General features: G+C 60.9%; 20 protein-coding genes and 1 tRNA gene. 13 read left to right on the plus strand and 8 right to left on the minus strand.

Annotated features, from left to right (window positions below):
• Positions 1–6: 6 nt before the first annotated feature.
• Both AC07UC_RS26280 and AC07UC_RS26285 read right to left on the minus strand, forming a co-directional pair.
• On the minus strand, positions 7–1,083 hold the full coding sequence (locus AC07UC_RS26280; protein WP_494907884.1) for a tyrosine-type recombinase/integrase: 1,077 nt from the start codon (positions 1,081–1,083) through the stop codon (positions 7–9).
• A 240-nt stretch (positions 1,084–1,323) separates the two neighbouring features.
• Positions 1,324–2,505 (minus strand): porin, encoded by a 1,182-nt coding sequence (locus AC07UC_RS26285; RefSeq protein WP_494907885.1) that lies wholly within the window; start codon positions 2,503–2,505, stop codon positions 1,324–1,326.
• A gap of 472 nt (positions 2,506–2,977) precedes the next feature.
• Here AC07UC_RS26285 and AC07UC_RS26290 point away from each other — a divergent pair.
• Positions 2,978–3,068, plus strand: a tRNA-Ser gene (locus tag AC07UC_RS26290).
• 138 nt (positions 3,069–3,206) lie between these two features.
• The gene (locus tag AC07UC_RS26295; protein ID WP_494907886.1) at positions 3,207–4,409 is read left to right on the plus strand and encodes a porin; all 1,203 of its coding nucleotides are present in this window, start codon (positions 3,207–3,209) and stop codon (positions 4,407–4,409) included.
• Between the two features lie 354 nt (positions 4,410–4,763).
• On the opposite strand, the gene AC07UC_RS26300 is transcribed toward AC07UC_RS26295, so the two are convergent.
• Together AC07UC_RS26300 and AC07UC_RS26305 are read right to left on the minus strand one after the other, a co-directional pair.
• Entirely contained in the window at positions 4,764–6,443 is a 1,680-nt protein-coding gene (locus tag AC07UC_RS26300; protein WP_494907887.1) for a tetratricopeptide repeat-containing sulfotransferase family protein, read from the minus strand.
• Between the two features lie 178 nt (positions 6,444–6,621).
• A complete protein-coding gene (locus AC07UC_RS26305; RefSeq protein WP_494907888.1) occupies positions 6,622–8,274 on the minus strand; it encodes a tetratricopeptide repeat-containing sulfotransferase family protein in 1,653 nt (550 codons plus the stop codon).
• A 121-nt stretch (positions 8,275–8,395) separates the two neighbouring features.
• Here AC07UC_RS26305 and AC07UC_RS26310 point away from each other — a divergent pair, with 121 nt between their 5' ends.
• Positions 8,396–9,508 carry a pyridoxal phosphate-dependent aminotransferase gene (locus AC07UC_RS26310; protein ID WP_494907889.1) on the plus strand — a complete coding sequence of 371 codons (1,113 nt, stop codon included), beginning with the start codon at positions 8,396–8,398 and terminating at the stop codon, positions 9,506–9,508.
• On the opposite strand, the gene AC07UC_RS26315 is transcribed toward AC07UC_RS26310, so the two are convergent.
• Positions 9,505–10,035 carry a MarR family winged helix-turn-helix transcriptional regulator gene (locus AC07UC_RS26315; protein ID WP_494907890.1) on the minus strand — a complete coding sequence of 177 codons (531 nt, stop codon included), beginning with the start codon at positions 10,033–10,035 and terminating at the stop codon, positions 9,505–9,507. The genes AC07UC_RS26310 and AC07UC_RS26315 overlap by 4 nt on opposite strands.
• A 184-nt stretch (positions 10,036–10,219) precedes the next feature.
• On the opposite strand from AC07UC_RS26315, the gene AC07UC_RS26320 reads away from it, so the two are divergent.
• The 5 genes from AC07UC_RS26320 (at position 10,220) to AC07UC_RS26340 (ending at position 16,975) form a co-directional block, all read left to right on the plus strand.
• Complete coding sequence (locus AC07UC_RS26320) at positions 10,220–10,504, plus strand: acylphosphatase (protein WP_494907891.1); 285 nt, start codon at positions 10,220–10,222, stop codon at positions 10,502–10,504.
• A 66-nt stretch (positions 10,505–10,570) separates the two neighbouring features.
• Complete coding sequence (locus AC07UC_RS26325) at positions 10,571–11,230, plus strand: TetR/AcrR family transcriptional regulator (protein WP_494907892.1); 660 nt, start codon at positions 10,571–10,573, stop codon at positions 11,228–11,230.
• A 53-nt stretch (positions 11,231–11,283) separates the two neighbouring features.
• On the plus strand, positions 11,284–12,447 hold the full coding sequence (locus AC07UC_RS26330) for an isovaleryl-CoA dehydrogenase (RefSeq protein WP_494907893.1): 1,164 nt from the start codon (positions 11,284–11,286) through the stop codon (positions 12,445–12,447).
• A gap of 1 nt (position 12,448) precedes the next feature.
• Positions 12,449–14,056 carry a carboxyl transferase domain-containing protein gene (locus AC07UC_RS26335; RefSeq protein WP_494907894.1) on the plus strand — a complete coding sequence of 536 codons (1,608 nt, stop codon included), beginning with the start codon at positions 12,449–12,451 and terminating at the stop codon, positions 14,054–14,056.
• A gap of 936 nt (positions 14,057–14,992) precedes the next feature.
• Positions 14,993–16,975, plus strand: a complete 1,983-nt coding sequence (locus tag AC07UC_RS26340) for an acetyl/propionyl/methylcrotonyl-CoA carboxylase subunit alpha (RefSeq protein WP_494907895.1) — start codon at positions 14,993–14,995, stop codon at positions 16,973–16,975.
• 77 nt (positions 16,976–17,052) lie between these two features.
• On the opposite strand, the gene AC07UC_RS26345 is transcribed toward AC07UC_RS26340, so the two are convergent.
• Both AC07UC_RS26345 and AC07UC_RS26350 read right to left on the minus strand, forming a co-directional pair.
• Complete coding sequence (locus AC07UC_RS26345; RefSeq protein ID WP_027046653.1) at positions 17,053–18,174, minus strand: branched-chain amino acid ABC transporter substrate-binding protein; 1,122 nt, start codon at positions 18,172–18,174, stop codon at positions 17,053–17,055.
• Between the two features lie 437 nt (positions 18,175–18,611).
• On the minus strand, positions 18,612–18,878 hold the full coding sequence (locus AC07UC_RS26350) for an SEL1-like repeat protein (protein ID WP_115145099.1): 267 nt from the start codon (positions 18,876–18,878) through the stop codon (positions 18,612–18,614).
• A 439-nt stretch (positions 18,879–19,317) separates the two neighbouring features.
• Here AC07UC_RS26350 and AC07UC_RS26355 point away from each other — a divergent pair, with 439 nt between their 5' ends.
• The 5 genes from AC07UC_RS26355 (at position 19,318) to AC07UC_RS26375 (ending at position 22,997) form a co-directional block, all read left to right on the plus strand.
• On the plus strand, positions 19,318–19,659 hold the full coding sequence (locus AC07UC_RS26355; RefSeq protein ID WP_140768584.1) for a DUF2147 domain-containing protein: 342 nt from the start codon (positions 19,318–19,320) through the stop codon (positions 19,657–19,659).
• Positions 19,660–19,884: 225 nt separating this feature from the next.
• Entirely contained in the window at positions 19,885–20,043 is a 159-nt protein-coding gene (locus tag AC07UC_RS26360; protein ID WP_167334910.1) for a hypothetical protein, read from the plus strand.
• A gap of 40 nt (positions 20,044–20,083) precedes the next feature.
• The gene (locus tag AC07UC_RS26365; protein ID WP_056563514.1) at positions 20,084–20,278 is read left to right on the plus strand and encodes a hypothetical protein; all 195 of its coding nucleotides are present in this window, start codon (positions 20,084–20,086) and stop codon (positions 20,276–20,278) included.
• A 116-nt stretch (positions 20,279–20,394) separates the two neighbouring features.
• A complete protein-coding gene (locus AC07UC_RS26370) occupies positions 20,395–21,855 on the plus strand; it encodes an AMP nucleosidase (RefSeq protein WP_244493894.1) in 1,461 nt (486 codons plus the stop codon).
• A gap of 131 nt (positions 21,856–21,986) precedes the next feature.
• On the plus strand, positions 21,987–22,997 hold the full coding sequence (locus AC07UC_RS26375; RefSeq protein ID WP_494907896.1) for an endonuclease/exonuclease/phosphatase family protein: 1,011 nt from the start codon (positions 21,987–21,989) through the stop codon (positions 22,995–22,997).
• Between the two features lie 49 nt (positions 22,998–23,046).
• Here AC07UC_RS26375 and AC07UC_RS26380 read toward each other — a convergent pair whose 3' ends face one another.
• Entirely contained in the window at positions 23,047–23,646 is a 600-nt protein-coding gene (locus AC07UC_RS26380; protein ID WP_494907897.1) for a DUF922 domain-containing protein, read from the minus strand.
• Positions 23,647–23,710 lie beyond the last annotated feature (64 nt).

Raw genomic sequence — 23,710 nt, forward strand, 5'->3', positions numbered from 1 at the left:
TCGGAATTATTTGGCCTTCGAGCTTTTCCCCAGGGATTTTGCAGGCTTCGCCGCACCCGCCTCGGTCGTTTTGCCCCGCTTTGGCGCCGAAGGCGCTGTCAGCGGTGACGAGAAAGCCGAGCTTTCATCACCACGCGACGCCTCCTCGCTTCGCGGCGTCTCCAGCACGACAACACAGCCGTCGAGATCGTTGGTGGCCAGATGCGCGTAGCGCATGGTCATCGAAAGGGTCTGATGGCCAAGCCACATCTGCACGCGCCTGATGTCGATGCCGCCCTGGACAAGGCGCGAGGCGCAGGTGTGACGCAAGATGTGCGGCACGACCTGGTCGTCGGCGCCAAGACCGACTTCGGCCTTCGCGTCATTCCAGATGGCACGGAACTGTGCCTGGCTGAGCTTGGTGAACGGACCTTTGGGCCGGCGCCCTTCGGCCGGAGGCAGCTTGATGACCTCCTTGACACGCTCGGTCATCGGAATGGTACGGCTGCGGCCGGATTTGGTGATCCAGAAGGAGACGCGATGCTCCTGGATGTCGTTCCAGATCAGCCCGAGCGCCTCGCCGAGACGGCATCCGGTGTCGACGAGGAAGACGGAAAGCCTATAGGCATCCTCACTGCGGCTTTTGATGGCGGCGAACAGCCTTGTCTCTTCGTCCCTCTCGAGGAATCGAATCCGTCCCGCCCGCTCCTTCTGGCGGCGAAACTCGGGCAGGCTGTGGATATCTCCCATCTTGTAGGCCTTGCGCAGCAGTTTGCTGAGAGCAGCCATCTTTCGATTGATGGTTGCGTTGCTGTTGCCGCGCTGGCGCAGGGATCCGATAAGGTTATCAAGGGTACTCTGGTCAAAGGCACTGAAACGCTCCCCAAGGAGAATTTCATCTATTTCGCCGATGAAAGAGCTGACATTGTATTTATGTCGCCCATCATCCCACAGTATGTCCCGATAGGCTGAAAAAAGCTCTCCGACTCGGTACGACTTTACTTCTCTTATCTTGTTGTAGGTGTACTTGATCTTTGAATTCTGAGAAGAAAACATCGAAAACGGATCAGAGGGGTTAGCCTCCTGGATCGCTTCGTTGGTCATGTCTAGCCGCACCCCCGAGTGGATAGATCAGCCCTATCCGCTTGGAAGCGTCCTTTCAAGAGTTTTAATCACGCGGTTGTGATCTCATTCGCCCACCAGCGAATCCCACGAAATCACTCTGCGGATTTGTTCAGCTACCGATTCCCCCTCTTCCTTCGTTTGCGTTGACCCAGTCACGAAACAAAAACAGCCCGGGCGTTTGTGCGCCCGGGCTGGATTTCACCTGTAAGGAACCAGCCCTTAGAAGGAGCGCTGGAAGCGGAGGATACCGCCGATGTTGCTCTTCTTCTCGGCGTGCATCCAGATGGACTCGTTGTCGATGGAGCCCTGACCAACGCGCTGATAGTCCACTTCGGCCGTGACATTGAAGCCGGGAACGATGTCATAGGAGACGTTCGCCGCGACACCGATATTCTTCCAGTCGTCGTACGAGGCCTGGAGGTTGAACGAGGTCTTCTCGTTGAACTTGTAGGTGCCACCGCCCCACACTGCCCAATTGCCGCCCCACTGCTTGTACATGCCGCGGCCATGAGCCGGCAGATCATAGCTCAGGTCATTGAGGTTGTTGTCGCTGCCATAGCCGCCCATCACGAACAGCGACAGTGCGTTGGAGACGTTGACGTCCAAGCGAACCTTGCCCGCCACTTCTTCGTAGTTGCTGTCGTAAGCCACAACACCGGTGATCGCGCCCCAGCCCTGCGTGTATTTCACGCCGCCGACGACATGCGGAACGTAGCTGTCGATGGTGTACGCGCCATAGCCTTCTTCGAGCGAGAGCACGGCCGAGAAGCCATTACCCGCGTCGAAGTAGTACTGGATGACGTTGGTGTCGAAGCCGCCGTAGGGAACGATCGTATCCTGGATCACGTTGCCGGCGTAGCCGATGAACGTATCGAAGGCCGATTCGTCCTTACCGACGCGGAGACCACCGAGCTGGATCCAGGCGAAGTTCAGCGAGATGCCCGAATTGGTAGCACCAGCCCCAGGGCCAAACTCATCGGCTTCGGTATCCGGATTGTCGGGGGTATAGCGGCCGCTGTCGCGAGTGTTGCCGAAGTTGAAACGGGTCTCGGTATAAGTCTTCAAGGTGCCGAGTTCGGTTTCCTGGCCGGTCCAGGTCTTCAGCGTGAAGCGGGCGTTCTTCTTCCAGGTACCCTGGTCCTTGAGGTCCTTGACGTCGCTGGCGCGTGCGCCATCGTTCGAACCGATATCGCCAGCGCCGATGTCGTAACGGACATAGCCGCCGATGCGCAGGCAGGTCTCGGTGCCGGGGATGTAGAAGTAGCCAGCGCCGTAGACGTCGCAGATCTTGACGTATTCAGCGGGTTCCGGCTCGGCGACGACGACGGCGTCGGCGGCGCGCGCACCGGAAACTGCGATCAGGGCCGCAGCGGAGCCGAGAAGAAGGCTCTTGATGTTCATTTTCTGACCTCCAGTCAAAAGTTAAAAAACGGGTCTGGGTATTCTTTGCTGAAGGACAGCGTTCCCTGCCCCATCCCCACTACCGAAAAAGATGCGCACCGCGCCGCTCCTTCGAATTCGACATTACCCATGAGGCGGCGGCGTTCAACAACGATCGTACCGGCGAAAGGGCTGTTCGGCTGCTATCCCCTGGCGTTGTTGCACAAATGACACGATTTGGCCTCACTCAGAAAGCTCTCGTTAACCATCAGGCTCGCCGCAACCGCTTATTTCCTGCCGAATCCGGCAATCGGCCGACGGAATCAAGGCAAGGCCTGGAGTCGCCGGCCAGGGATTTGCCGCAGAACCGCCGCACCTTGCGCAGGCAGCAGCTCGGTACGCTCTTATTTTTCCATATAATGACTTCTTTTCCGAGATAATGGCTGGGGGCTTGTTGATTGTGCCCGCGCTTTTCTTTATCCAGCGGCGCAACGGAGAGGTGGCCGAGTGGTCGAAGGCGCTCCCCTGCTAAGGGAGTAGAGGTCAAAAGCTTCTCGTGGGTTCGAATCCCATCCTCTCCGCCACCCTGCCTCGCGCTGCCGCGCCGCGCCGATATTTTCCCAGCAATAACAGACAGATGACCCAGCGCTTGGCCGTTCCGGCGGCAGCGTCAGGGCCGTTACAGGCCTTTATTTCGTTCGATTCTGACTGGAGGTCAGAAAATGAACATCAAGAGCCTTCTTCTCGGCTCCGCTGCGGCCCTGATCGCAGTTTCCGGTGCGCGCGCCGCCGACGCCGTCGTCGTCGCCGAGCCGGAACCCGCTGAATACGTCAAGATCTGCGACGTCTACGGCGCTGGCTACTTCTACATCCCCGGCACCGAGACCTGCCTGCGCATCGGCGGCTATGTCCGTTATGACGCCGGCTTTGGCGATGTCGGCACGTTCACCGGCGCTCGCGCCGACGACGTCGTCACCGGCAAGAACCAGGGCACGTGGTACAAGGACGCTCGCTTCACGCTGAAGACCTGGACCGGCCAGGAAACCGAACTCGGCACGTTGAAGACCTACACCGAAACGCGCATGAATTTCCAGAATCACCCCCTGGACAACGGCGACGCTAATGACGCTTCCAACAGCTTCGACCAGCACTTCGCCTGGATCCAGCTTGGCGGCCTGCGTGTAGGCTTGGACGAATCGGCATTCGACACGTTCGTCGGCTACGCCGGCAACGTCATCAACGATACCATCGTCCCCTACGGCGGGTTCAAGACCGGTGTCGTTCAGTACTACTTCGACGCCGGCAACGGCTTCTCGGCGATGGCCTCTCTCGAAGAAGGTTCGGGCGGCGCCTCCCAGGTGCCAGGTGTTTCTTATGGTTATGGTCGCTCCACGATCGACAGCTATGTTCCGCATGTCGTCGGCGGTCTGAAGTATACGCAGGGCTGGGGTGATATCGTCGGCGTCGTCGCCTATGACAGCAACTACGAATACGTCTCGGGCAAGGTTCGCGTGGATGTGAACATTTCCAGTGCACTGTCACTGTTCGGCATGTTCGGCTACGCCAGCGAGGGAAAGCTTAACGACAACAACCCCAACAACCTCCCTGTCCCCCCCCTCGGTAGCTCCTTTGCTAACGGCCGCGGCTTCTACAAGCCGTGGGGCGGTAACTGGGGCTTCTGGGCCGGCGGCACCTACAAGTTCAACGAGAAAACCTCGTTCAACCTCCAGGTGTCGGGTGATCAGTGGAAGGACTATGGGGTTGCGGCAAACATTGCCTACACCGTCGTTCCCGGCTTCACGGTCACGCCCGAAGTTGACTACCAGCACGTTGGTTCGGGCGCCATTAACGCCGGCAACGTTTGGGCTGGCGCCGAGAAGAAGAACGCCGTCGGCGCGATCATCCGCTTCCAGCGCGATTTCTAAGACCAGATATTTCTGGGGAGACAGGAGAACCCGGCGGGCAACCGCCGGGTTTTTCTTTTTGTTCTGATGCGTAGGGTGCGCAGTGCTGCATTCGGCAGCCGCGAAGCGAAGCCCCAAGTATCCATGCATGACTTTTGCCGGTAGGTGCGGTGGAGCAAGTCCTGCAGCGCGGCGGTGCTCTCAGGTCACAGCAAGGATCCCCGGGTCAAGCCGGTCAAGCCCGAGGATGACGACAGTGCACTGGCGTCGCATTGGCGGTTCTACCAGGCGCCGAACCACTCTATAAAGCGCGTCGCGATCTCAGATTCGCTTCTGCGCTTAGCTCTTTGACACGCCTTGGCCCGGGAACTATCGTCAAACGTCGGCGAGGTCGCCCAACGCTTCAATCAAAGGCTGGATCTCACTTTCGTAATTCTTCCAGCGCTTCACGGACGATTTGTAGATCGGCTGACGAACCTGCCAGCGGCTGGGCGTGGTGACCGCCCCTTCCCTATCGAAGAAGCGTAGGCATGCGTCATCCCAAGGCAGGCCGAGATGATCAATGAGCCGGCGCGACTGTGCCTCTTGATCCTCTACAAGCGTCTCATAGCGATTTTCAAAGATACGACCCGGGAAAACCTCGTTCCAGTGACGCATCAAGCGGTCATATTCCCGATAGTAGAGGCCAAGTGCTCGCAGGTCTGTATTGTAGCTGTGTGCCGAGCTGAAAGGCAGGACAAAGCATGACACGCAGTTGTCAATGGCATCGCGGCGGCAGTGAATGATGCGGGCATTGGGAAAGAGCAGGGTGAGAAGGCCGATCAATTCGAAATTGTGCGGCATTTTATCAATGATTCGCTGCGCGGTCGGAGCGCGCTCCCGCAGATAGGAAAGATGCTCTTCGGCCAACGTCTTGGACAAGCCCTCGGTGATCGACATAATCGGCTTGTTGAAATCAGAAGCCGAGGGTTTCAGACCGATCGCGTTCGCTACCCGCCTCAGTTTGTCAAGCTCTCCGGCGCCATGAACATCGGTATGACTGGCGCATATTTGTTCGGTCAGTGTCGTCCCCGAGCGCGGCATCCCGACCACGAACACAGGCGCTTCGGAAGGGTTCCCATAGCTGGACCTTGCAGCAAACAGATCCGGCGTGAAGGTTTCAATGGTCAGATCCACGAAACGCCGATACTGATCGATGTCGAACCTGTAGCCGGCGGCCTGTTTCGCCTTGTTGAAATGGTCGAACGCCTCAGCGTAGCGCTTGAGGTCGTTCAGGACCTTACCGGCTGCGTAATGAAGATCCTGCACGGCCTCCGATTTAAGTCGTGGACCGTCGAGCTCGCGAAGGATCGATTGGAGTTCCGCAGGCTCTTCGGTAAACTTTCGGCTCTGCACGAGGTCGTAGTAAGCCGCCGCCACGTCAATGCGGTGTTCGATCGCCTCTCTGAGATAGACGCCGGCCTCCTCCATGCGCCCAAGGCCAGTGAGCGCGGCAGCCATTCCGATCCGCGCCTTGGGGTGGTCGCGGTTGATTTTCATCGCCTTCTCATAAAGCGGCAAGGCCAGGTCGGGTTTGTCGAACTGGGTATAAACGCGCCCCAGGGCACACAGGGCCTCTACAAGATCGGGTTGCACTTCCAAGGCATATCGGATGTGTTTGATCGCGGCTGAAAATTCACTCACCTTGCCATAGGCCTCACCGAGGCTGAGATGATAATAGGGATTTCCCGGCTCCTCGCCGACCGCGCGTGCGAAATAACGCAGAGCCGCCTCGTCGTCATAGCCCAGATAGACGGTGCCCATGATGTAGAGCGCCAGCGGATGGTTTGGCGTGCGCGCCAAAACCTGCAGGCACAGGTCCTGAGCCGCACCAAGCCGCTTGGCCTGTTGATGCTCGTAGGCTTGCTGCAGCAACAAGCTGTCAGCCTGTGCGCGTGTATGCGAATTTGTTTTCGGCAGGCTTGCCTGCACCGAGGCTGGTCGTGGCAATCCAGGTTTCGGCGCGGCGACGGACTTTAGGTGTTTGGACCAGGCAGGCGGCAGACGATTATTCATCATTCCTAGCTAGCAAAAAAAGCCAATCGAATCCAGAACATCTGACCATATCGACGGCTTCCCGGCAGAGGCCCATGCGTTGGCCGCAGGGCCCTTTGCTCGAGCAGGGCGGTCTTCGGAACCGACGCTGCAGCCTGTGCCGCAGCTTTCAATTCCCAGCCGTAAGCTGCTGTTACGATCAGGTATCCGCCAAGTCGCCCAACGCTTCGATCAGTGGCTGAATCTCGCCTTCGTAGTTCTTCCAGCGCTTGACGGAAGATTTGTAGATCGGCTGACGAACCTGCCAGCGGCTGGGGGTGTTGACCGAACCATCCCTGTCGAAAAAGCGCAGGCAGGCGTCATCCCAAGGCAAACCAAGATAGTCTATAAGCCGGCGTGACTGCGCCTCCTGATCGTCAACGAGCGTCTCGTAGCGATTTTCAAAGATCAAGCCTGGAAAAACCTTGTTCCAATGCTGCATCAGCCGGTCATATTCGCGGTAGTACAAGCCAAGCGTTCTCAGATCGGTGTTGTAGCTGTGCCCCTCGCCGAATCTCAAGACAAAGCAAGACACGCAATTGTCGATAGCATCACGACGGCAATGAATGATGCGCGCGTTGGGGAAGAGGAGGCCGATCAAACCGATCAGTTCAAAATTATGCGGCATCTTATCCACGATCCGAAGTGCGGCAGATGCCCGCTCCCTCAGATAAGCCAAGTGCTCTTCGGCCAATGTTGCGGACAGGTTTTTTGTGATCGGCGCGATCGCCTGGTTCAAATTCCTGGCCGACGACTTTCTAAGTCCGATCGCATTGGCGACCCGCCTGAGTTTCATAAGTTCGCCCGCGCCATGAACATCGGGATGACTTGCGCAAATCTGTTCTGTAAGCGTCGTTCCCGAGCGGGGCATGCCGACCACGAACACGGGAACTTCGGAAGGATTTCCAAAGCCGGTCCTGGCAGCCAGCATCTCAGGCGTGAAAGTCTCGATTAGCGCGTCAACCCAGAGACGGTATCCGCCGATATCGAAGTTACGGCCTGAGGCCTTTTTCGACTTGTTGAAATGCTCGAACGCATCCTTGTAGCGCTTGAGGTCGTTCAGCACCTTACCGGCCGCTAGATGGAGCTTTTCCGCGCCGTCGGGGTCAAGCTTGGGATTTCCGAGTTCACGGAGGATGGATTGGAGTTCCCCGGCCTCTTCGGTGAACTTTTGCGTCTGCACAAGATCGTTGTAGGCTGTCGGCACGGCGATGCGACGTTTGATTGCCTCATGGAGGTAGCCAGCGGCTTCATCCATGCGTCCAACACTGGTGAGCGCACGGGCCAATCCTATCCGCACCTTTGGATGATCCCGGTTTATTTTCAGTGCCTTCTCGTACAGCGGCAAAGCCATCTCGGGCTTGTCAAAATCAAGATAGGCATCCCCCAATGCACAAAGTGCCTCTATAAGGTCCGGCTGCAACTCCAAGGCATACTGCATATGCTTTATTGCCGACGAATGCTCGCTTACCTTCACATAGGCCGAGGCCAGACCAAGATGGTAATAGGGATTCTTGGGTTCCGCATCGACCGCTCGCGCGAAATATCGCAAAGCCGCCTCATCCTCATAACCCAGGCAGATGGTCCCCAGTATGTACAGAGCGAGGGGGTGATTTGGCGCACGCGACAGAACTCGAAGGCACAGGTCCTGAGCTTCGTTGAGGCGTTTGGCCTGCTTGAGGGCATAGGCCTGTTGCAGCAGCGCTTCGTCGGCCTGCCCACGTGAAAGCGAATTTGCCGTCGGCAGATTTGGCTTCGGCGCGGGGCCAGGCTTGATGTGTTTGGACCAGGCGGGCGGCAGACGATTGTTCATGGTGCCTCGCTAGCAAAAAGAGGCGACGGAATCCAGCGTTACGGCAGCAGGCCGCAGGGTGCTTGCACGGCCAGGCCGGTCACGCTAGCAAGAAACTCCCTTTGCCAAGCGAGCTTCCGTCATGCCTCTGCGCCCTCCCCTTTCGCCGCTCATCGCCGCGCTTCCCTCGACCGTGCCGTTTGTCGGACCCGAAGCGCAGGAGCGCGAGCGCGGGCGCGCCTTCCGCGCCCGTATCGGTGCCAATGAGAGCAGTTTTGGCCCTTCGCCGCGTGTCATTGCCCGCATGGCCGAGATAGCTCGCGACATGTGGATGTATTGCGATCCAGACAATCTCGACCTGAAGGTCGCGGCTGCCGCGCATCACGACGTGGCGGCCGAGAACATCGTTGTCGGCGAAGGCATAGACGGCCTGCTCAGCCTTGTGGCGCGCATGTATGTGGCGCCAGGCGACGCGGTGGTCACCTCGCTCGGCGCCTATCCGACCTTCAACTTTCATGTTGCCGGCGTCGGCGGGCGGCTGATCACGGTTCCCTATGAAAATGACAAGGAAAGTCTGGAGGGTTTGCTCGCAGCGGCCATCAGGGAAAAGGCGCCGCTGGTCTACCTGTCCAACCCGGACAATCCGATGGGCAGTTGGTGGGAGGCGGACGAGATCATCCGTTTCATCGAGGCGTTGCCTGAAACCACAATGCTGGTGCTCGACGAGGCCTATGGCGAATTGGGGCCAGCCTCGGCCCTGCCACCGATGGACATCTCGCGGCCAAACGTTGTCCGCATGCGAACGTTTTCAAAGGCTTACGGACTTGCCGGTATACGCTGCGGCTATGCGATCGCAGAAACCCAGGTGATCCGCGACTTCGAGAAGATCCGCAACCACTACGGCGTCAGCCGCATGGCGCAGGTCGCCGGCGTCGAGGCTCTCGCCGACCAGGCCTATCTCGAGACCGTGGTGGCGCGGGTGGCTGCCGGCCGCCGCCGCATCGCTGATATCGCCGAGCAGAACGGATTGAAGCCCTTGGCCTCGGCGACCAATTTCGTCACCATCGACTGCGGGCATGATGGCGCCTTCGCGCTGAAAGTGCTGCAGGGGCTGTTGTCGCGCGATATATTCATCCGCAAGCCGATGGCGCCGGGGCTCGACCGCTGCATCCGCGTCAGCGTCGGCCTCGATCACGAACTGGATATTTTCGCCGAGGAATTGCCCGGCGCGCTGGCCGCGGCGCGAGGGAATTAGGCAATTTCGCCGTGCTCGGAATCCGTCGCGCCACCGAGCAGCCTCCTGACGCGTGCCAGCATGTCCGACAATTCGGCGGCCTCCTCGTCGCCCAGGCCCGTGGTCAAGCGGACAAGGTCGCGATCCGCTGCCGACTGAAGTTCGGCAAGCGCGGCGCGGCCGTGTGCGGTGAGCGAGAGGACGTGCCGACGCAGGGTGTCGGGACCGGCACGCGCTTCGATCAAGCCGGCGGCGGAGAATTTTCGAAAGATTCTCATAACATAGGCAGGATCCAGCTGGAGATCCCGGGCGATTTCGGATGCGGCTGGTGCGAAATCGAGTTGAAACACCCGCGCCAGGAAGCCTGCCTTGCCGCCAGGGTTTGTGGCAATAAGGCTGGTCCGGCGCCCCAGTTCGAACAGTATCCGCGCCTCGGCCAGCGTATAGGCACTGTGGGTCAAGGTTTCGTCGAGCAGCCCAATCAGGCCGGTATAGAAACGGTTGAAGCGCCTGAGGTCGCTGACCAAGGCATTCCGATCGGCCGGCATGTCTGGCGCCCCTGAAGATTTCCACATCGCCTGATCATCGCAATAAAGTTGACCAAGTCAATTATTTATTGGATGAAATCATCTATCTTCCGGACGAACACGGCTCGACGATTCGAAAGACTCTTCCCCTCAAACCAGTTGCCTTCGTTCGATCCTGCGCCAGACTCTATGCAAGGAGCGAGCCATGAAAGACCGGAAAAGGGCAGTGCGGGCGCGTGTCCACGGCAAGGTGCAAGGCGTCGGCTACAGGATCTGGACGCGAGGCGAAGCGACAGGGCTTGGCCTGATGGGCTGGGTGCGCAACGAAAGAGACGGATCGGTAACGGCATGGCTGACCGGCACGGATACGGCGGTTTCGGCCATGATCGAGCGGCTTTGGCACGGCCCGCCGGGTGCCGCGGTCCACCAGATCGACATAGAGGAACTCGAGAGTTGGATTGCGCCTGGAGACTTCAGGGTTGTCGCATAGGCGGGCTCCAATAGAGCCTCTTGAATTAATTGAACGTTCGTTTTATTATTGTCTAAAGAGGCGATCATGGCGCGCACCACAGGATCCGATGGCGAGCGAACGGAGGCGGCGGTCCGCGAGGCGGCGGTCAACCTGATCGCACGCTATGGCTACGAGGCGATGTCCATGCGCCAACTGGCCGCCGAAGTAGGCGTGCAGGCGGCCGCGCTCTACCGCTATTTCCCGACCAAGGAAGACCTGCTGTTCACGCTGATGCGCGAGCACATGGAAGGGCTTCGCGAAGCCTGGGAAAGCGCCCGGCCGGCCGGCGCCGATCCGGCGGAGCAGCTTGCAGCCTATGTCCGCAACCACATCGCTTTCCATATCGAGCGCCGCCACGCCACGCATGTGTCGAACATGGAATTGCGCAGTCTCTCGCCCGACAGGCTGACACAGATCCTGCGCATGCGCACGGCCTACGAAAAGGAGCTGCGCACCATCCTGCGTGATGGCGCCGAGGCCGGTGCCTTCAGCATCGAGGACACCGGCCTGACAGCCATGGCTCTGATCCAGATGATGACCGGCGTCATTGTCTGGTTCCGGCCCGGCGAGCGGCTTTCGGTCCCTGAAGTAACGGCGACATATCTTTCAATGACAATGCGGCTCGTCGGCGCGAAGATCGCTGACAGCGCCGCGCGTCCATCGGACGCGCAAAGGACGCTGTCCCACTTTGATTTTCGCGCATGATCCTTTCCGAAAATCGAAGTCGATTTTCTGGGTCATGCGCCACGGAGGAGAACATGTACACGAACACGCTCAGCTTCGGGCATGACGAGGATATCGAGGCGCTGCGCGACATGGTGCGGCGCTTTGCCCAGGACCGGATCGCGCCGATCGCCGGCGACATCGACCGTGACAACGAATTTCCGTCGCATCTTTGGCGCGAACTCGGCGCGCTCGGCCTGCTTGGCATAACGGCCGATCCCGATTTCGGTGGCAGCGGCATGGGTTACCTCGCCCATGTCATTGCCGTCGAGGAGATCTCACGTGCCTCCGCGTCGGTCGGCCTCTCCTACGGCGCCCATTCCAATCTCTGTGTCAACCAGATCAACCGCTGGGCAACGCCGTCGCAGAAGGAGAAATTCCTGCCACCGCTGTGTTCGGGCGAACGTGTCGGCGCTCTGGCGATGTCGGAATCCGGCGCCGGCTCCGACGTTGTCTCGCTCAAGTTGCGCGCCGACAAGCGCAATGACCGCTATGTGCTCAACGGCACCAAGATGTGGATCACCAACGGCCCGGATGCCGAAACGCTGGTCGTCTATGCCAAGACCGATCCGGAACGGAAATCGCGCGGCATCACCGCCTTCATCGTCGAGAAGGCGATGGCAGGGTTTTCAGTGGCGCAGAAACTCGACAAGCTCGGCATGCGCGGCTCCAACACCGGCGAGCTGGTGTTCGAGGATGTCGAAGTGCCATTCGACAATGTGCTGCATGAGGAAGGGCGCGGCGTCGAGGTGCTGATGTCGGGCCTCGACTATGAGCGCACGGTGCTTGCCGGCGGCCCCATCGGCCTGATGGCGGCGTGCCTCGACGTGGCGATCCCTTATGTGCACGAACGCAAGCAGTTCGGCCAGCCGATCGGCGAGTTCCAGCTTGTGCAAGGCAAGCTTGCGGACATGTATACGGTGATGAACGCCTCGCGCGCCTACGTCTATGCCGTCGCCGCCGCCTGCGATCGCGGCCAGACCACCCGCAAGGACGCCGCCGGCTGCGTTTTGTTCGCGGCCGAAAAGGCGACGCAGATGGCGCTCGACGCGCTACAGCTGCTTGGTGGCAATGGCTATATCAACGACTATCCGACCGGCCGGCTGCTGCGCGACGCCAAGCTCTACGAGATCGGCGCCGGCACCAGTGAGATCCGGCGCTGGCTGATCGGCCGCGAGATCATGGCGGAAGGGGTCTAGCATGGCCGTCCTCCAGACGCAGATATCGCCCTCCTCCGACACCTTTCGTGCCAATGCCGAACGCATGCGCGGACTGGTCGCCGACATCGCCGAAAAAGCCGCCGTCGTCGAGCGCGGCGGCTCTGAGGAGGCACGCGAGCGCCACATCTCGCGCGGCAAGCTGTTGCCGCGCGAACGTCTCGCGCAATTGCTCGATACTGGCTCGCCTTTCCTCGAGATCGGCCAGTTCGCGGCATGGTCGATGTATGGCGAGGAAATTTCCTCGGCCGGCATGATCGCCGGCATCGGCCGCGTCGAAGGCACCGAGGTGATGGTCGTCGTCAACGATGCCACGGTGAAGGGCGGCACCTATTATCCGCTGACGGTGAAGAAGCATCTGCGCGCGCAGGAGATCGCGCTGCAGAACAATCTGCCCTGCATCTACTTGGTCGACAGCGGCGGCGCCAATCTGCCCAACCAGGACGAAGTGTTTCCGGACCGCGAACATTTCGGCCGCATCTTCTACAACCAGGCCAACATGTCGGCGGCCGGCATCCCGCAGATCGCCTGCGTAATGGGTTCCTGCACGGCCGGCGGCGCCTATGTGCCGGCGATGTCGGATGAGACGATCATGGTGCGCAACCAGGCGACCATCTTCCTCGGCGGCCCGCCGCTGGTGAAGGCGGCCACCGGCGAGGATGTCAGCGCCGAGGATCTCGGCGGCGCGGACGTGCATACCAGGCTTTCCGGCGTCGCCGACCATTATGCGATGGACGACGAACATGCGCTCGCCATCTGCCGTCGCATCGTCAAAAACCTGAATCGGAACAAGACTGTAAGCCTGAGCTTACAGAAATCGATTCCACCACTTCATTCGGCGGATGAACTCTACGGCGTCGTGCCCACCGATCTGCGTCAGCCTTATGATGTGCGTGAGGTGATCGCGCGCCTTGTCGACGGCTCCGAATTCGACGAGTTCAAGCAGAACTACGGCACGACGCTGATCACCGGCTTTGCCCACCTCCACGGCATGCCGGTCGGCATCATCGCCAACAATGGCGTTTTGTTCTCCGAAAGCGCGCTGAAGGGCGCGCACTTCATCGAACTGTGCTGTCAGCGCAGGATCCCGCTGGTCTTCCTGCAGAACATCACAGGCTTCATGGTCGGTCGGAAATACGAAGCGGGCGGCATCGCCAAGGACGGCGCCAAGCTGGTGATGGCGGTTGCCACCGCCAGGGTTCCGAAGGTGACCGTCATCATCGGCGGTTCGTTCGGCGCCGGCAATTACGGCATGTGCGGACGTGCCTACTCACCGCGCTTCCTGTGGATGTGGCCGAATGCCCGCATCTCGGTAATGGGCGGCGAACAGGCGGCGACCGTTCTTGCCATGGTCAAGCGCGAGGGCATCGAGCGCAAAGGGGGCGAATGGAGCGCCGAGGAAGAAGCAAAATTCAAGAAGCCGATTCTGATGAAATACGAGCATGAGGGCCATCCGCTCTACTCGTCCGCCCGCCTCTGGGATGACGGCATCATCGATCCGGCAAAGACGCGCGATGTGCTGGCGCTCAGCCTTTCGGCGGCGCTCAACGCGGAGATCGAGGAGACACGCTTCGGCGTGTTCAGGATGTAAGATGCACGGCATCGACACCGGGATCCGAATCCGCACCGGCCAAACAACGAAGCTCGACGTCGATGCCATCGCACATGGCGGAACTATACTGGTCGATCATTTCTGCTCGCGACGAAAAGTGTGTGTTTTGGATGAGAGCATCCATCCGCTCACAATATTGCGAGCCGTCGCCGCGAAGCTGGCAGCGATGGAAAATAGTTGCTACTTCTCATCCCCTACTATGCAACGGGGATGGGCTAGAAATGAAGACGGAATATTTGCGGAAAGCGTCTACCGCAATACTTTCTGCACTGCTGGTGTTCGCGGCTTCCAGTGTGTGCGTAGCCGGGTCACTGGCAGGAAGCGAGGGAGACCAGCGTTTCCCACCGTACCTGCCGCAAAATCCCAAAGATCCCTGCACCAGAACTTACAAAGCCTATGTCGCAGCCAGCGGCCATTCAGCGTACGCGACAACTCCCTATGCTCGGATAAGGTCATCGTACATAGTCTGCGGCGCGCACCTCAACGCGCCATCGGTAAAGGTAGCAGAAGACCTAGCTATGAAATCCTGCGTGGCCACCCGCAGCCACTACAAGGTCACGACCGGCGGCGGTTGCGAGATCGCGTTGTCGAAGTAGGGACAACTGAGCGTCAGGCCGGGTACTCCCTTGGCAAGGGAGAGGTCTGTGGCACGCCTGCGAAACACCATTTCGCAGGGCAGCGGCCCGGCTGGATAGGCTGTCGGGACGGCATGCCCCTCTATTCTGCTGGACATCCCTCCCACAAATGGGGAAATCGACCGACACCTCGGCTTCCGCCACTTGCCGCCGTTGAAAGAAAAGCGGCTGCGCTGCAACGGCCAATCTCCGCGCTTGTCGGCGAGATGTCCGGCAAGACCGAGGGGGGCGTGAGGGAGCGCCTGCGTCGCTTTCAGCAAGCTCTGGCTACGGAGGCTCCATGTTCGCCAAGATCCTGATCGCCAATCGGGGCGAGATCGCATGCCGTGTGATTCGCACGGCCCGCAAGCTCGGCGTGCACACGGTCGCCGTCTATTCGGATGCCGACGCGAAAACCCTGCATGTCGAGATGGCCGACGAGGCTGTTCATATCGGCCCCTCCCCTGTCGGCGAGAGTTATCTGCGCGGCGACAGGATTGTCGCGGCGGCGCTTTCGACCGGGGCGCAGGCCATCCATCCCGGTTACGGATTCCTGTCGGAAAATCCCGATTTCGTCGACCAGGTGGTGGCGGCGGGGCTCACCTTCATCGGCCCGTCGGCGGCCTCGATCCGCGCCATGGGACTGAAGGACGCCGCCAAGCGGCTGATGGAGAAAGCCGGCGTTCCCGTCGTTCCGGGTTATCATGGCGAGGCGCAGGAGATCGTGCTGCTTGCTTCCAAGGCGCGCGAGATCGGTTATCCCGTGCTGATCAAGGCGCGCGCCGGCGGCGGCGGCAAGGGCATGCGGCGGGTCGAGCATCCCGATGATTTTTCCGAGGCGCTGTCCAGCGCCCGGCGCGAAGCAAAGGCTGCTTTCGGCGACGACCGCGTGCTGGTCGAGAAATATGTCGACAAGCCCCGGCACATCGAAGTGCAGGTGTTCGGCGACAATTTCGGCAATGCCGTGCATCTCTATGAACGCGACTGTTCGGCACAACGCCGCCACCAGAAGGTGATCGAGGAAGCACCCGCCCCCGGCATGACGCCGGCTTTGCGCAAGGCGATGACGGAAGCGGCTGTGAAGGCCGCAAAGGCGATCAACTATTCCGGCGCCGGCACCATCGAATTCATCGTCGATGCCTCGCAGGGCCTCAAGGCCGACCGCTTCTGGTTCATGGAAATGAACACCCGCCTGCAGGTCGAGCATCCGGTCACCGAAATGGTCACCGGCACCGATCTGGTCGAGTGGCAATTGCGAGTCGCCAGCGGCGAAAAGCTGCCGAAGTCCCAGAGCGAGATCGCGCTTGTCGGCCATGCCTTCGAGGCGCGCATCTATGCAGAGGACGCGGCAAAGGGGTTCCTGCCGGCGACTGGCATGCTGCATCATCTGAAATTTCCCGTAACGGCACCTGACGCGGCCACGATGCGCATCGAGACGGGCGTACGGGCCGGCGATGCCATCTCGCCCTACTACGACCCGATGATCGCGAAGCTGGTCGTCCATGCAAAGGGCAGGCAAGCCGCGCTCGAAGCACTCGGCACAGCGCTGTCACGGACCGAAATTGCCGGCTCCACCGTCAACACCGCCTTTCTTGCCGCTCTTGCCGCCGATCCGGACTTTTGCGCTGGCGACGTCGACACCGGCCTGATCGGCAGACATCAGGCGGCACTGACCGAGCTCGCGCCGCCGACCGGCGAAGTCATCTCGGCAGCCGCCCTTGCCGCGTCCGGCGCAAGACTATCGCCGGCGTCGAACGACCCGTGGTCTTCGCTTTCCGGCTACGCGCATTTCCACGGCGTGGCGCGGCGCACGCGGTTGAAGTTCGGCGACGACGATATTCTGGCAAAGGTTTCGGTGCGACCGGACGGGCGTTTCCAGGTGGCGCTCGGTGCGCCCTACGACAGCGCCAATTCGCATGATTTTCGCGCTGCTCCACGCCTCGCCCGCTGGCCAGGCCACATCACGGTGTTCGAAGGCGCCATCGGTTATACTTTCGCGGTGCCCGACCCGTTGGCACGCAGCGATGACGCGGCGGCGGCCTCCGGCAGTCTGCGCGCGCCGATGCCGGGTCTGGTCAAGCTGGTGCGCGCGGCAAAGGGCGATGCGGTGATCAAGGGACAAGCTCTCCTGATCCTCGAGGCGATGAAGATGGAGCATACCATCGCCGCCCCGCATGACGGGGTGATTGCCGAAATCGCCACGGAAGGTGCGCAGGTCACCGACGGGACGGTGCTGGTGCGGTTCGTCGAGGAGCAGACCGCCTCGACCGCCGCCGCGGGCTGATACAAGGAGCGCAGCGCCGACCGCAAAACAAAATGGCCGGGGCGAACCCGGCCATTTCTCTGGATTATCGCCTCAGATTACTGCGCGATCGGCGCGTACTTGCCGTCGTGCCACTGGTTGATGTCGTAGCTGGCGTTCTTGAGGTCGCCCTTCTCGTCGAAGGTGACGTCGCCGACAACGGTGCTGATCGGCGTGCCGTTCTTCAACGCTTCGGCAACCTTGGCCGGATCGTCGCTGCCGGCACGCTTGATGCCTTCGGCGAAAGCCTGGACCACGGCGTAGGAGAACAGCGTGAAGCCTTCCGGCACGAAGCCGCCGGCCTTGATCTTCTCGACGGCCGCCTTGGCCTCCGGCTTGGCCTGCGGATCCGACGGGAAGACGAACATAGTGCCTTCGCCGGCCGGGCCAGCAACCTGCCAGAATTCCGGCGAGGCGATCGAATCCGGCATGATCAGCTGGAACTTCAGGTTCTGTTCGGCCGACTGGCGCAGGATCAGGCCGGCTTCAGGATGGTAGCCGCCGAAATAGACGACGTCGGCCTTGAGATCCTTGAGCTTGGTGACAAGAGCGGAATAGTCCTTCTCGCCGGGATTGATGGCGTCGTAGTAGACTTCCTTCAGGCCACCGGTGTTCATGGTTGCCCTGACAGCGTCAGCCACGCCCTGGCCGTAGGCGCTCTTGTCGTGCAGGATGACGACGTTCTTGCCGGCATACTTCTTGGCGATCCACGGGCCGATGAAGGCGCCCTGTGCATCGTCACGCGTATAGAGCCGCATGATCGTCGGCCAGCCGGCCTTGGCGGCCGCGTCGGTCAGCACCGGGTTCGAGGAAGCCGGGCTCATCATCAGCGCGCCGGCTTCGGCATAGACGGCCGAGGCCGGAATGCTCGATCCTGAGCAGGCATGCCCATCGATGAACTTGACGCCGTTGGCGACGATGCGGTTGGCGACCGACACTGCCTGCTTGGGATCGCACTGGTCATCCTCGATGTCGAGCTTGATCATCGAACCGTTGACGCCGCCCGCAGCATTGATGGCATCGGCGGCGGCCTGTGCGCCCTGCTTGAACTGATCGCCGATGGTGGCGAGCTGTCCGGTCATCGGGCCAACCACCGAAACGGTGATGTCGTCGGCGAATGCGACCGGCGCACTCATCATCAGGCCGAAAATGGCCGCGCTCAAAATACTCATTTTTTTCATTGCAATAGAACTCCTCCACTCACGCGCGGCCGCCCCGGCCGCGCTTCTTCCAGAGAGGCGGGACAATTTCATCCTTCATCGGGCCTGTCTAGGCGCATTGACGCCGCTCGATTGGGCCTGGGAGGCCTCATCCACGCAAAAAAGCCACGCCAGCCTTGTTCCGGCCGGTCATGGCTTTTTTGCCTGTCGGGCTGTTTCCCCAGCGCCCCCGCGCCGCAAACCCCAACTTGGCCGTCCCTGTCTTTCCTGTTGACCATGATCTTGGCCGAAAACCGGATTCCGTTTTCCGGGATCATGGTCCGTCGTACGGCTTGACCTATTCGCCTGCCGCCTTCTTGTTGTTGGCCTGTGGCCTGGCTGTCTGCGCAGCCTTGTCCCTGTTGTGGCCCGACCGTCTTTGAGCGATCTGGACCCGAGCTTTCCCGCCTGGCGGAAACCTAGTGCATGGTCATCCATTCGCGGGCTTCGCGCAGCGCCCTGGCAATCTCGACCTTCGACATGGCCGCCGACAGTTCCGAGCGCAATTCCGCGGCGCGGGCCGAACCCTTGATGGCGGCAATGTTGAACCATTTGTGGGCGGCGACGACGTCGGTCTCGCAGTCGCGGCCGGTCGCATACATCATGCCCAGTTCGAAAAGAATGTCGGCCTGGGCAGTTGCCCCCATGGCGCCGAAACCTGCTTCAAGCATTTCAAAACGTGCCATTTTAGTCCCCTGTCTGGCTCCCGAGAGCTGCCTCCGTTTGTCTTGTCCGGGCCGCTCTTTCGATGCTTTCGAGAATGCCGCTCAGGCTTGAATCCGTCGTTAAATGGCGTGCTTAATTTGAGGAAAACAAAGCTAAAACAAGAGGTAAACGCGGAAATTCGTTAAGGATACGAAGCCAGTGTTTCAGCCGATTTTCGCTAAATTTGACGAAAATTTTCTGGGCTTGGATCAACACTCCGCTAACCACGGGAAACAAACACGATGCGCCGGTCGTTTTCATTTCCCTCCGCGACGAGGCGAATTCAGGCGCTTTCAAAATCCGAAAGTCCTCCGCTGCGGCACCGCTTTTGTTTTGGTGGGAGCTGGATTAGCTTACGTTTGCGTAAACGGCAGACCGGCGAGGCGGAGCATCCGGCCGGCCATCCAAAGGGAGGAAGACATGTTTCGAAAAGTGAGCCTGGCCCTTGCAGCCACATTGATCATGGCGGGAACGGCGTGGGCCGATCCGATCGAGGGCAACTGGAAGACGCAAGCCGGCGACACCGCGGCCATTTCAGGCAGCGGCTCGTTTTCGATCACGCTCAAGTCGGGCAAATATGCCGGCAAGACCATCGGCTCGCTCAAGGCGGCCGGCGACAACAAATATGCCGGTAGCATCACCGACCCGGCAAACGACAAGACCTATTCGGGCAAGGCGACGTTGTCGGGCACCTCGCTCAAGATGAGCGGTTGCGTGCTCGGCGGTCTGATCTGCAAGAGCCAGACCTGGCACAAGCTCTGATCGACCATATCCTTGGGACATGATGACGGGGCCTGGCAGGCCCCGTTTTCGTTTCATCGGCGGGCCGAGCACCGGTGCCATTGCCCTGCCTCCGTTGGCCGTATCAGGCCGGCAGCGACCGGATCAGATCCCGTCAATCATTTTGAACCGCAGATGAACGCCGGCATCAGAGCCGGTTCAGAGGCGTTGGGGCATTCTCCTGCGTGTTGAAGGAGACACCACCCAATGCTTGCTCGCCGCTTCACCATCGTCTGCCTGCTGATGAGCCTGTTTGGAATGTTCTTCGCCATCCTCGTCGCCGAAGCGGGCCGTTCCCCCCGCTCCTGGGACGAAGCCAGTTCCAGGACATGCCGCCTCGCCTGCCCCACCCACCTTCGCAACTGAACCAAAGAAACCAGACCTCGAAAAGAAAAGCTCAGACATCATGAACCGCATCGCCGCCAACGCACTCAAGACCCTTCGGCTTCTGCCGCGGGCGGCGCTTATCCTGATGGTCCTGGCCGCTCCGGTCCTGGCCGTGCCGATGATGCGCGCCGATGCCGGCTCGACGATCGAGGCTCCGGCCCTGAAGAAGTCCGGCGTCGGCTTCGTCCTGCTGGTCAGTCTGCAGCGGGGATAAAGAAAAATGGCGCTTTGGGCGCCTTCGACAGCCACACCCCTCCCAACCGCTCGTCCGAGTCTCTATATTGAGCCATGGAAAAGCGAATCTACCCTCAAGCCATCGAATCTGTGGTCATGCCGGAGCCTTTTGGCCGGCAAAGCTTCGACAATGCCGCGAAAGCGGTCGCGGCACTGCAGCTGCTTTATGACCGCAACACCAAGTTCCTGCGCGATTCCTTCGCCGCTTTGGCCGCCGGCGGCGACAGCAGCAAGCGTTATCGAGCCTTCTATCCCGAGATCGGCGTCACCACGAGTTCGTTCACCCAGGTCGACTCGCGCCAAGCCTATGGCCATATGCCGACGCCCGGCCATTTCGCCACCACGATCACGCAGCCGCACTTGTTCGAGAACTACCTGATCGAACAACTTCGCCTGATCATGCGCAACCACGGCGTGGCGGTCACGGTTTCGGAATCGACCACTCCCATTCCACTGCATTTCGCCTTCCTGGAGGGAACTTACGTCGACGGCGCCGCCGCGGAGCGCATCAAGCGGCCGATCCGCGACCTGTTCGACGTGCCGGATCTCGACGGCACCGACGACCAGATCGCCAACGGCACGTTCGAAGTGGCCTTCGGCGAACCAAGACCGCTAGCCCCATTCACGGCGCAGCGTATCGACTACTCGCTGCACCGCATGACGCACTACACGGCGACCAGCCCGCAACATTTCCAGAATTTCGTGCTGTTCACCAACTACCAGTTCTACATCGACGAGTTCGGCGCCCGCGCCCGCGACCTGATGGAGAAGGGCGGCGGCGGCTATGTGGAATTCGTCGAGCCGGGCAATGTCGTGACCAAGGCCGGACAAAGTGCGCCGAGCGAAGGCGTTGGACCACAGCGTCTGCCGCAGATGCCGGCCTATCACCTGAAAAAGGCGAACCATGGCGGCATCACCATGGTCAATATCGGTGTTGGCCCATCGAACGCCAAGACGATCACCGACCATATTGCCGTGCTGCGGCCGCATGCCTGGGTGATGCTCGGCCATTGCGCCGGGCTGCGCAACACGCAGGCGCTCGGCGACTATGTGCTGGCGCATGCCTATGTGCGCGAGGACCACGTACTGGACGACGATCTTCCGGTCTGGGTGCCGATCCCGCCGCTGGCCGAGATCCAGGTGGCTCTGCAGGAGGCGGTTGCCGAAGTCACCGGCCTGTCCGGCTACGATCTGAAGCGCATCATGCGCACTGGCACGGTCGCCACCATCGACAACCGCAACTGGGAACTGCGCGACCAGCGCGGGCCTGTGCAGCGCCTGTCGCAGTCGCGTGCCATCGCGCTCGACATGGAATCGGCGACGATCGCCGCCAATGGCTTCCGCTTCCGCGTGCCCTACGGCACGCTGCTGTGCGTGTCCGACAAGCCACTGCATGGCGAGTTGAAACTGCCAGGCATGGCGACCGAGTTCTACAAGCGGCAGGTGGCGCAACACCTGACCATCGGCATCAGGGCGATGGAGAAGCTGGCCGAGATGCCGATGGAGCGGCTGCATTCGCGCAAGCTCCGGAGCTTTTCGGAAACAGCGTTCCAGTAAGTGGCCGCACGCCTCGGCGAGGCAATTCGTCGTCTTGCTCAGGCCGCAATTGGACCGCTAAGCAGATTGAACGGATCGTCAGGCGGCATTCAGCAGACACGACCTCAATGACAACAGGCGCGCGCTTGAAAATGACGGCTGGGTTGGCATTCCTGGCGATGACGGCACTGTCGGCCGTGCTGTTGGCCGGGTTCTTCGGCACGCTGCATCCCGCTTTCGATTCGTTCTCGCATTTCCGCATTCACCTCAGCGTTCTCATGGCGCTCCTGGCACTGCCGCTGCTCGCCAGCTCGTTTCGGCTGCAAGCGGCAGCGGGGCTGCTCTTTGCCATCGCCTGCCTGGCCACGACGGCAAGCGCCCTGCCGAAGCTTTGGCCGCAGCCCGCGGTTGCCAAGCCCGCCGATCAGGCCGTCTACAGCCTGCTGCAGATGAACCTGCGCTTCAACAACCCGACACCGAAGAAGGTGCTCTCGCTGATCGGCCGCACCAATCCGGACGTGATCACCCTCGACGAAGTGTCCGGCATGTGGACGACCGAGCTTGGCTACATCACCAGCGCCTATCCCTACCGTATCCTCTGCCCTTACCCGAATGGCATGTTCGGGGTGGCGTTGCTGTCGCGCCGGCCGTTTGCCGCCGACACCGCACCGCGTTGCGAGCCGCGCGGCGCGATGGCGACCGCCACCATCGACTTCGGCGGGGTCGGGGTCGATGTCGCCGCGATCCATTTGAGCTGGCCGTGGCCGAAGGAGCAATACTGGCAGATTGGCGAACTGGCGGAACCACTGGCCGGGCTCGGCGAGACAGCGATCATGGCCGGCGATTGCAACGCCGTGCCGTGGAGCGCGGCGGTGCGGCGGGTTGCTGCTCTCGGCAGGCTGACCGTCATGCCGTCGGCCGGACCGACCTGGATCCACCGGACACTGCCCGACTTCCTGCGCCGCTATGCAGGCCTGCCCATCGACCAGGTGTTCAGCAAGGGCGGACTGACGATCCTGTCTTCGACGCGGCTGGAGGATACCGGCTCCGACCACCTGCCGGTGCTGGTCGAGTTCACGTTAAGGCCTGGCGACAAGCAGCCTGAAAATGATCACGCCACGGCGCTCGCGGCGAACGGCTCTCAAAACAAGCCGCAGGGCTGATCCCGTCATCCCGAGCGAAGCAGAACGGCGCCTGTGTCCTCGGTGCTCATCAGTCAAGCTTGGTCAGCGCGTCGACAAGATGCTCGACATGGCCGCCGCCACGATGCTCGCGGGCGTCGAAAGCGTTCTGCTTGGCTTCGTATTCGGCATAGGTGGCGTTGATCCGCCGCCTCGCCTCGAGGTGCGTGCCCGTGCAGAACCAGTTGTCCCGACGCTCCAGGCCGGCAAGCGCGGTCTCGGTGGCCCGCATCATCCGCATCGCGATGCGGCCATGCGTGTGCTCGTGCCTGCGGACGCCAGCCATGAACCCGTCCCAGCGCTTGCGCAGCCCGGGGCTTGCCGGCGAGAGCCGTCGCGGGAAGGTGTAGGTCAGGTCGAGCTTGCCGTTGGCCTGCCGCAGACGACAGATCCCATCCTGGCGGCTGATATCGAGATCCCAATGCACCGTGTAGCCGGTTTCGGCGATGGCGCGTGTCATGTAGCCGTGCTTCGGTCCCAGCCGGTCCATGGCCTCCACGAGGTCGGCCCCGGTCTTTCCGGCAACATCATAGGTGCGGACATGAACGATGAGCTTTGTGCCCGCCGACGCGGCTGGCACACAGGACAGCACACAGGCCGCGGCGAGCATCGTCAGGCTGGTCGGGCGCATGTCCGCCTCCTTTGTCGGTGGCCAAGCAGACCACACTCGGCGAGACGCTTCAACGGGCCTGAGC

This window comes from Mesorhizobium sp. GW821-FHT04C10 (assembly GCF_059420305.1).

Coding starts and splice junctions, on each gene's coding strand:
- AC07UC_RS26280 (WP_494907884.1), bottom strand. CDS start 1,083: ATGACCAACGAAGCGATCCAGGAGGCTAACCCCTCTGATCCGTTTTCG.
- AC07UC_RS26285 (WP_494907885.1), bottom strand. CDS start 2,505: ATGAACATCAAGAGCCTTCTTCTCGGCTCCGCTGCGGCCCTGATCGCA.
- AC07UC_RS26295 (WP_494907886.1), top strand. CDS start 3,207: ATGAACATCAAGAGCCTTCTTCTCGGCTCCGCTGCGGCCCTGATCGCA.
- AC07UC_RS26300 (WP_494907887.1), bottom strand. CDS start 6,443: ATGAATAATCGTCTGCCGCCTGCCTGGTCCAAACACCTAAAGTCCGTC.
- AC07UC_RS26305 (WP_494907888.1), bottom strand. CDS start 8,274: ATGAACAATCGTCTGCCGCCCGCCTGGTCCAAACACATCAAGCCTGGC.
- AC07UC_RS26310 (WP_494907889.1), top strand. CDS start 8,396: ATGCCTCTGCGCCCTCCCCTTTCGCCGCTCATCGCCGCGCTTCCCTCG.
- AC07UC_RS26315 (WP_494907890.1), bottom strand. CDS start 10,035: ATGCCGGCCGATCGGAATGCCTTGGTCAGCGACCTCAGGCGCTTCAAC.
- AC07UC_RS26320 (WP_494907891.1), top strand. CDS start 10,220: ATGAAAGACCGGAAAAGGGCAGTGCGGGCGCGTGTCCACGGCAAGGTG.
- AC07UC_RS26325 (WP_494907892.1), top strand. CDS start 10,571: ATGGCGCGCACCACAGGATCCGATGGCGAGCGAACGGAGGCGGCGGTC.
- AC07UC_RS26330 (WP_494907893.1), top strand. CDS start 11,284: ATGTACACGAACACGCTCAGCTTCGGGCATGACGAGGATATCGAGGCG.
- AC07UC_RS26335 (WP_494907894.1), top strand. CDS start 12,449: ATGGCCGTCCTCCAGACGCAGATATCGCCCTCCTCCGACACCTTTCGT.
- AC07UC_RS26340 (WP_494907895.1), top strand. CDS start 14,993: ATGTTCGCCAAGATCCTGATCGCCAATCGGGGCGAGATCGCATGCCGT.
- AC07UC_RS26345 (WP_027046653.1), bottom strand. CDS start 18,174: ATGAAAAAAATGAGTATTTTGAGCGCGGCCATTTTCGGCCTGATGATG.
- AC07UC_RS26350 (WP_115145099.1), bottom strand. CDS start 18,878: ATGGCACGTTTTGAAATGCTTGAAGCAGGTTTCGGCGCCATGGGGGCA.
- AC07UC_RS26355 (WP_140768584.1), top strand. CDS start 19,318: ATGTTTCGAAAAGTGAGCCTGGCCCTTGCAGCCACATTGATCATGGCG.
- AC07UC_RS26360 (WP_167334910.1), top strand. CDS start 19,885: ATGCTTGCTCGCCGCTTCACCATCGTCTGCCTGCTGATGAGCCTGTTT.
- AC07UC_RS26365 (WP_056563514.1), top strand. CDS start 20,084: ATGAACCGCATCGCCGCCAACGCACTCAAGACCCTTCGGCTTCTGCCG.
- AC07UC_RS26370 (WP_244493894.1), top strand. CDS start 20,395: ATGCCGGAGCCTTTTGGCCGGCAAAGCTTCGACAATGCCGCGAAAGCG.
- AC07UC_RS26375 (WP_494907896.1), top strand. CDS start 21,987: ATGACGGCTGGGTTGGCATTCCTGGCGATGACGGCACTGTCGGCCGTG.
- AC07UC_RS26380 (WP_494907897.1), bottom strand. CDS start 23,646: ATGCGCCCGACCAGCCTGACGATGCTCGCCGCGGCCTGTGTGCTGTCC.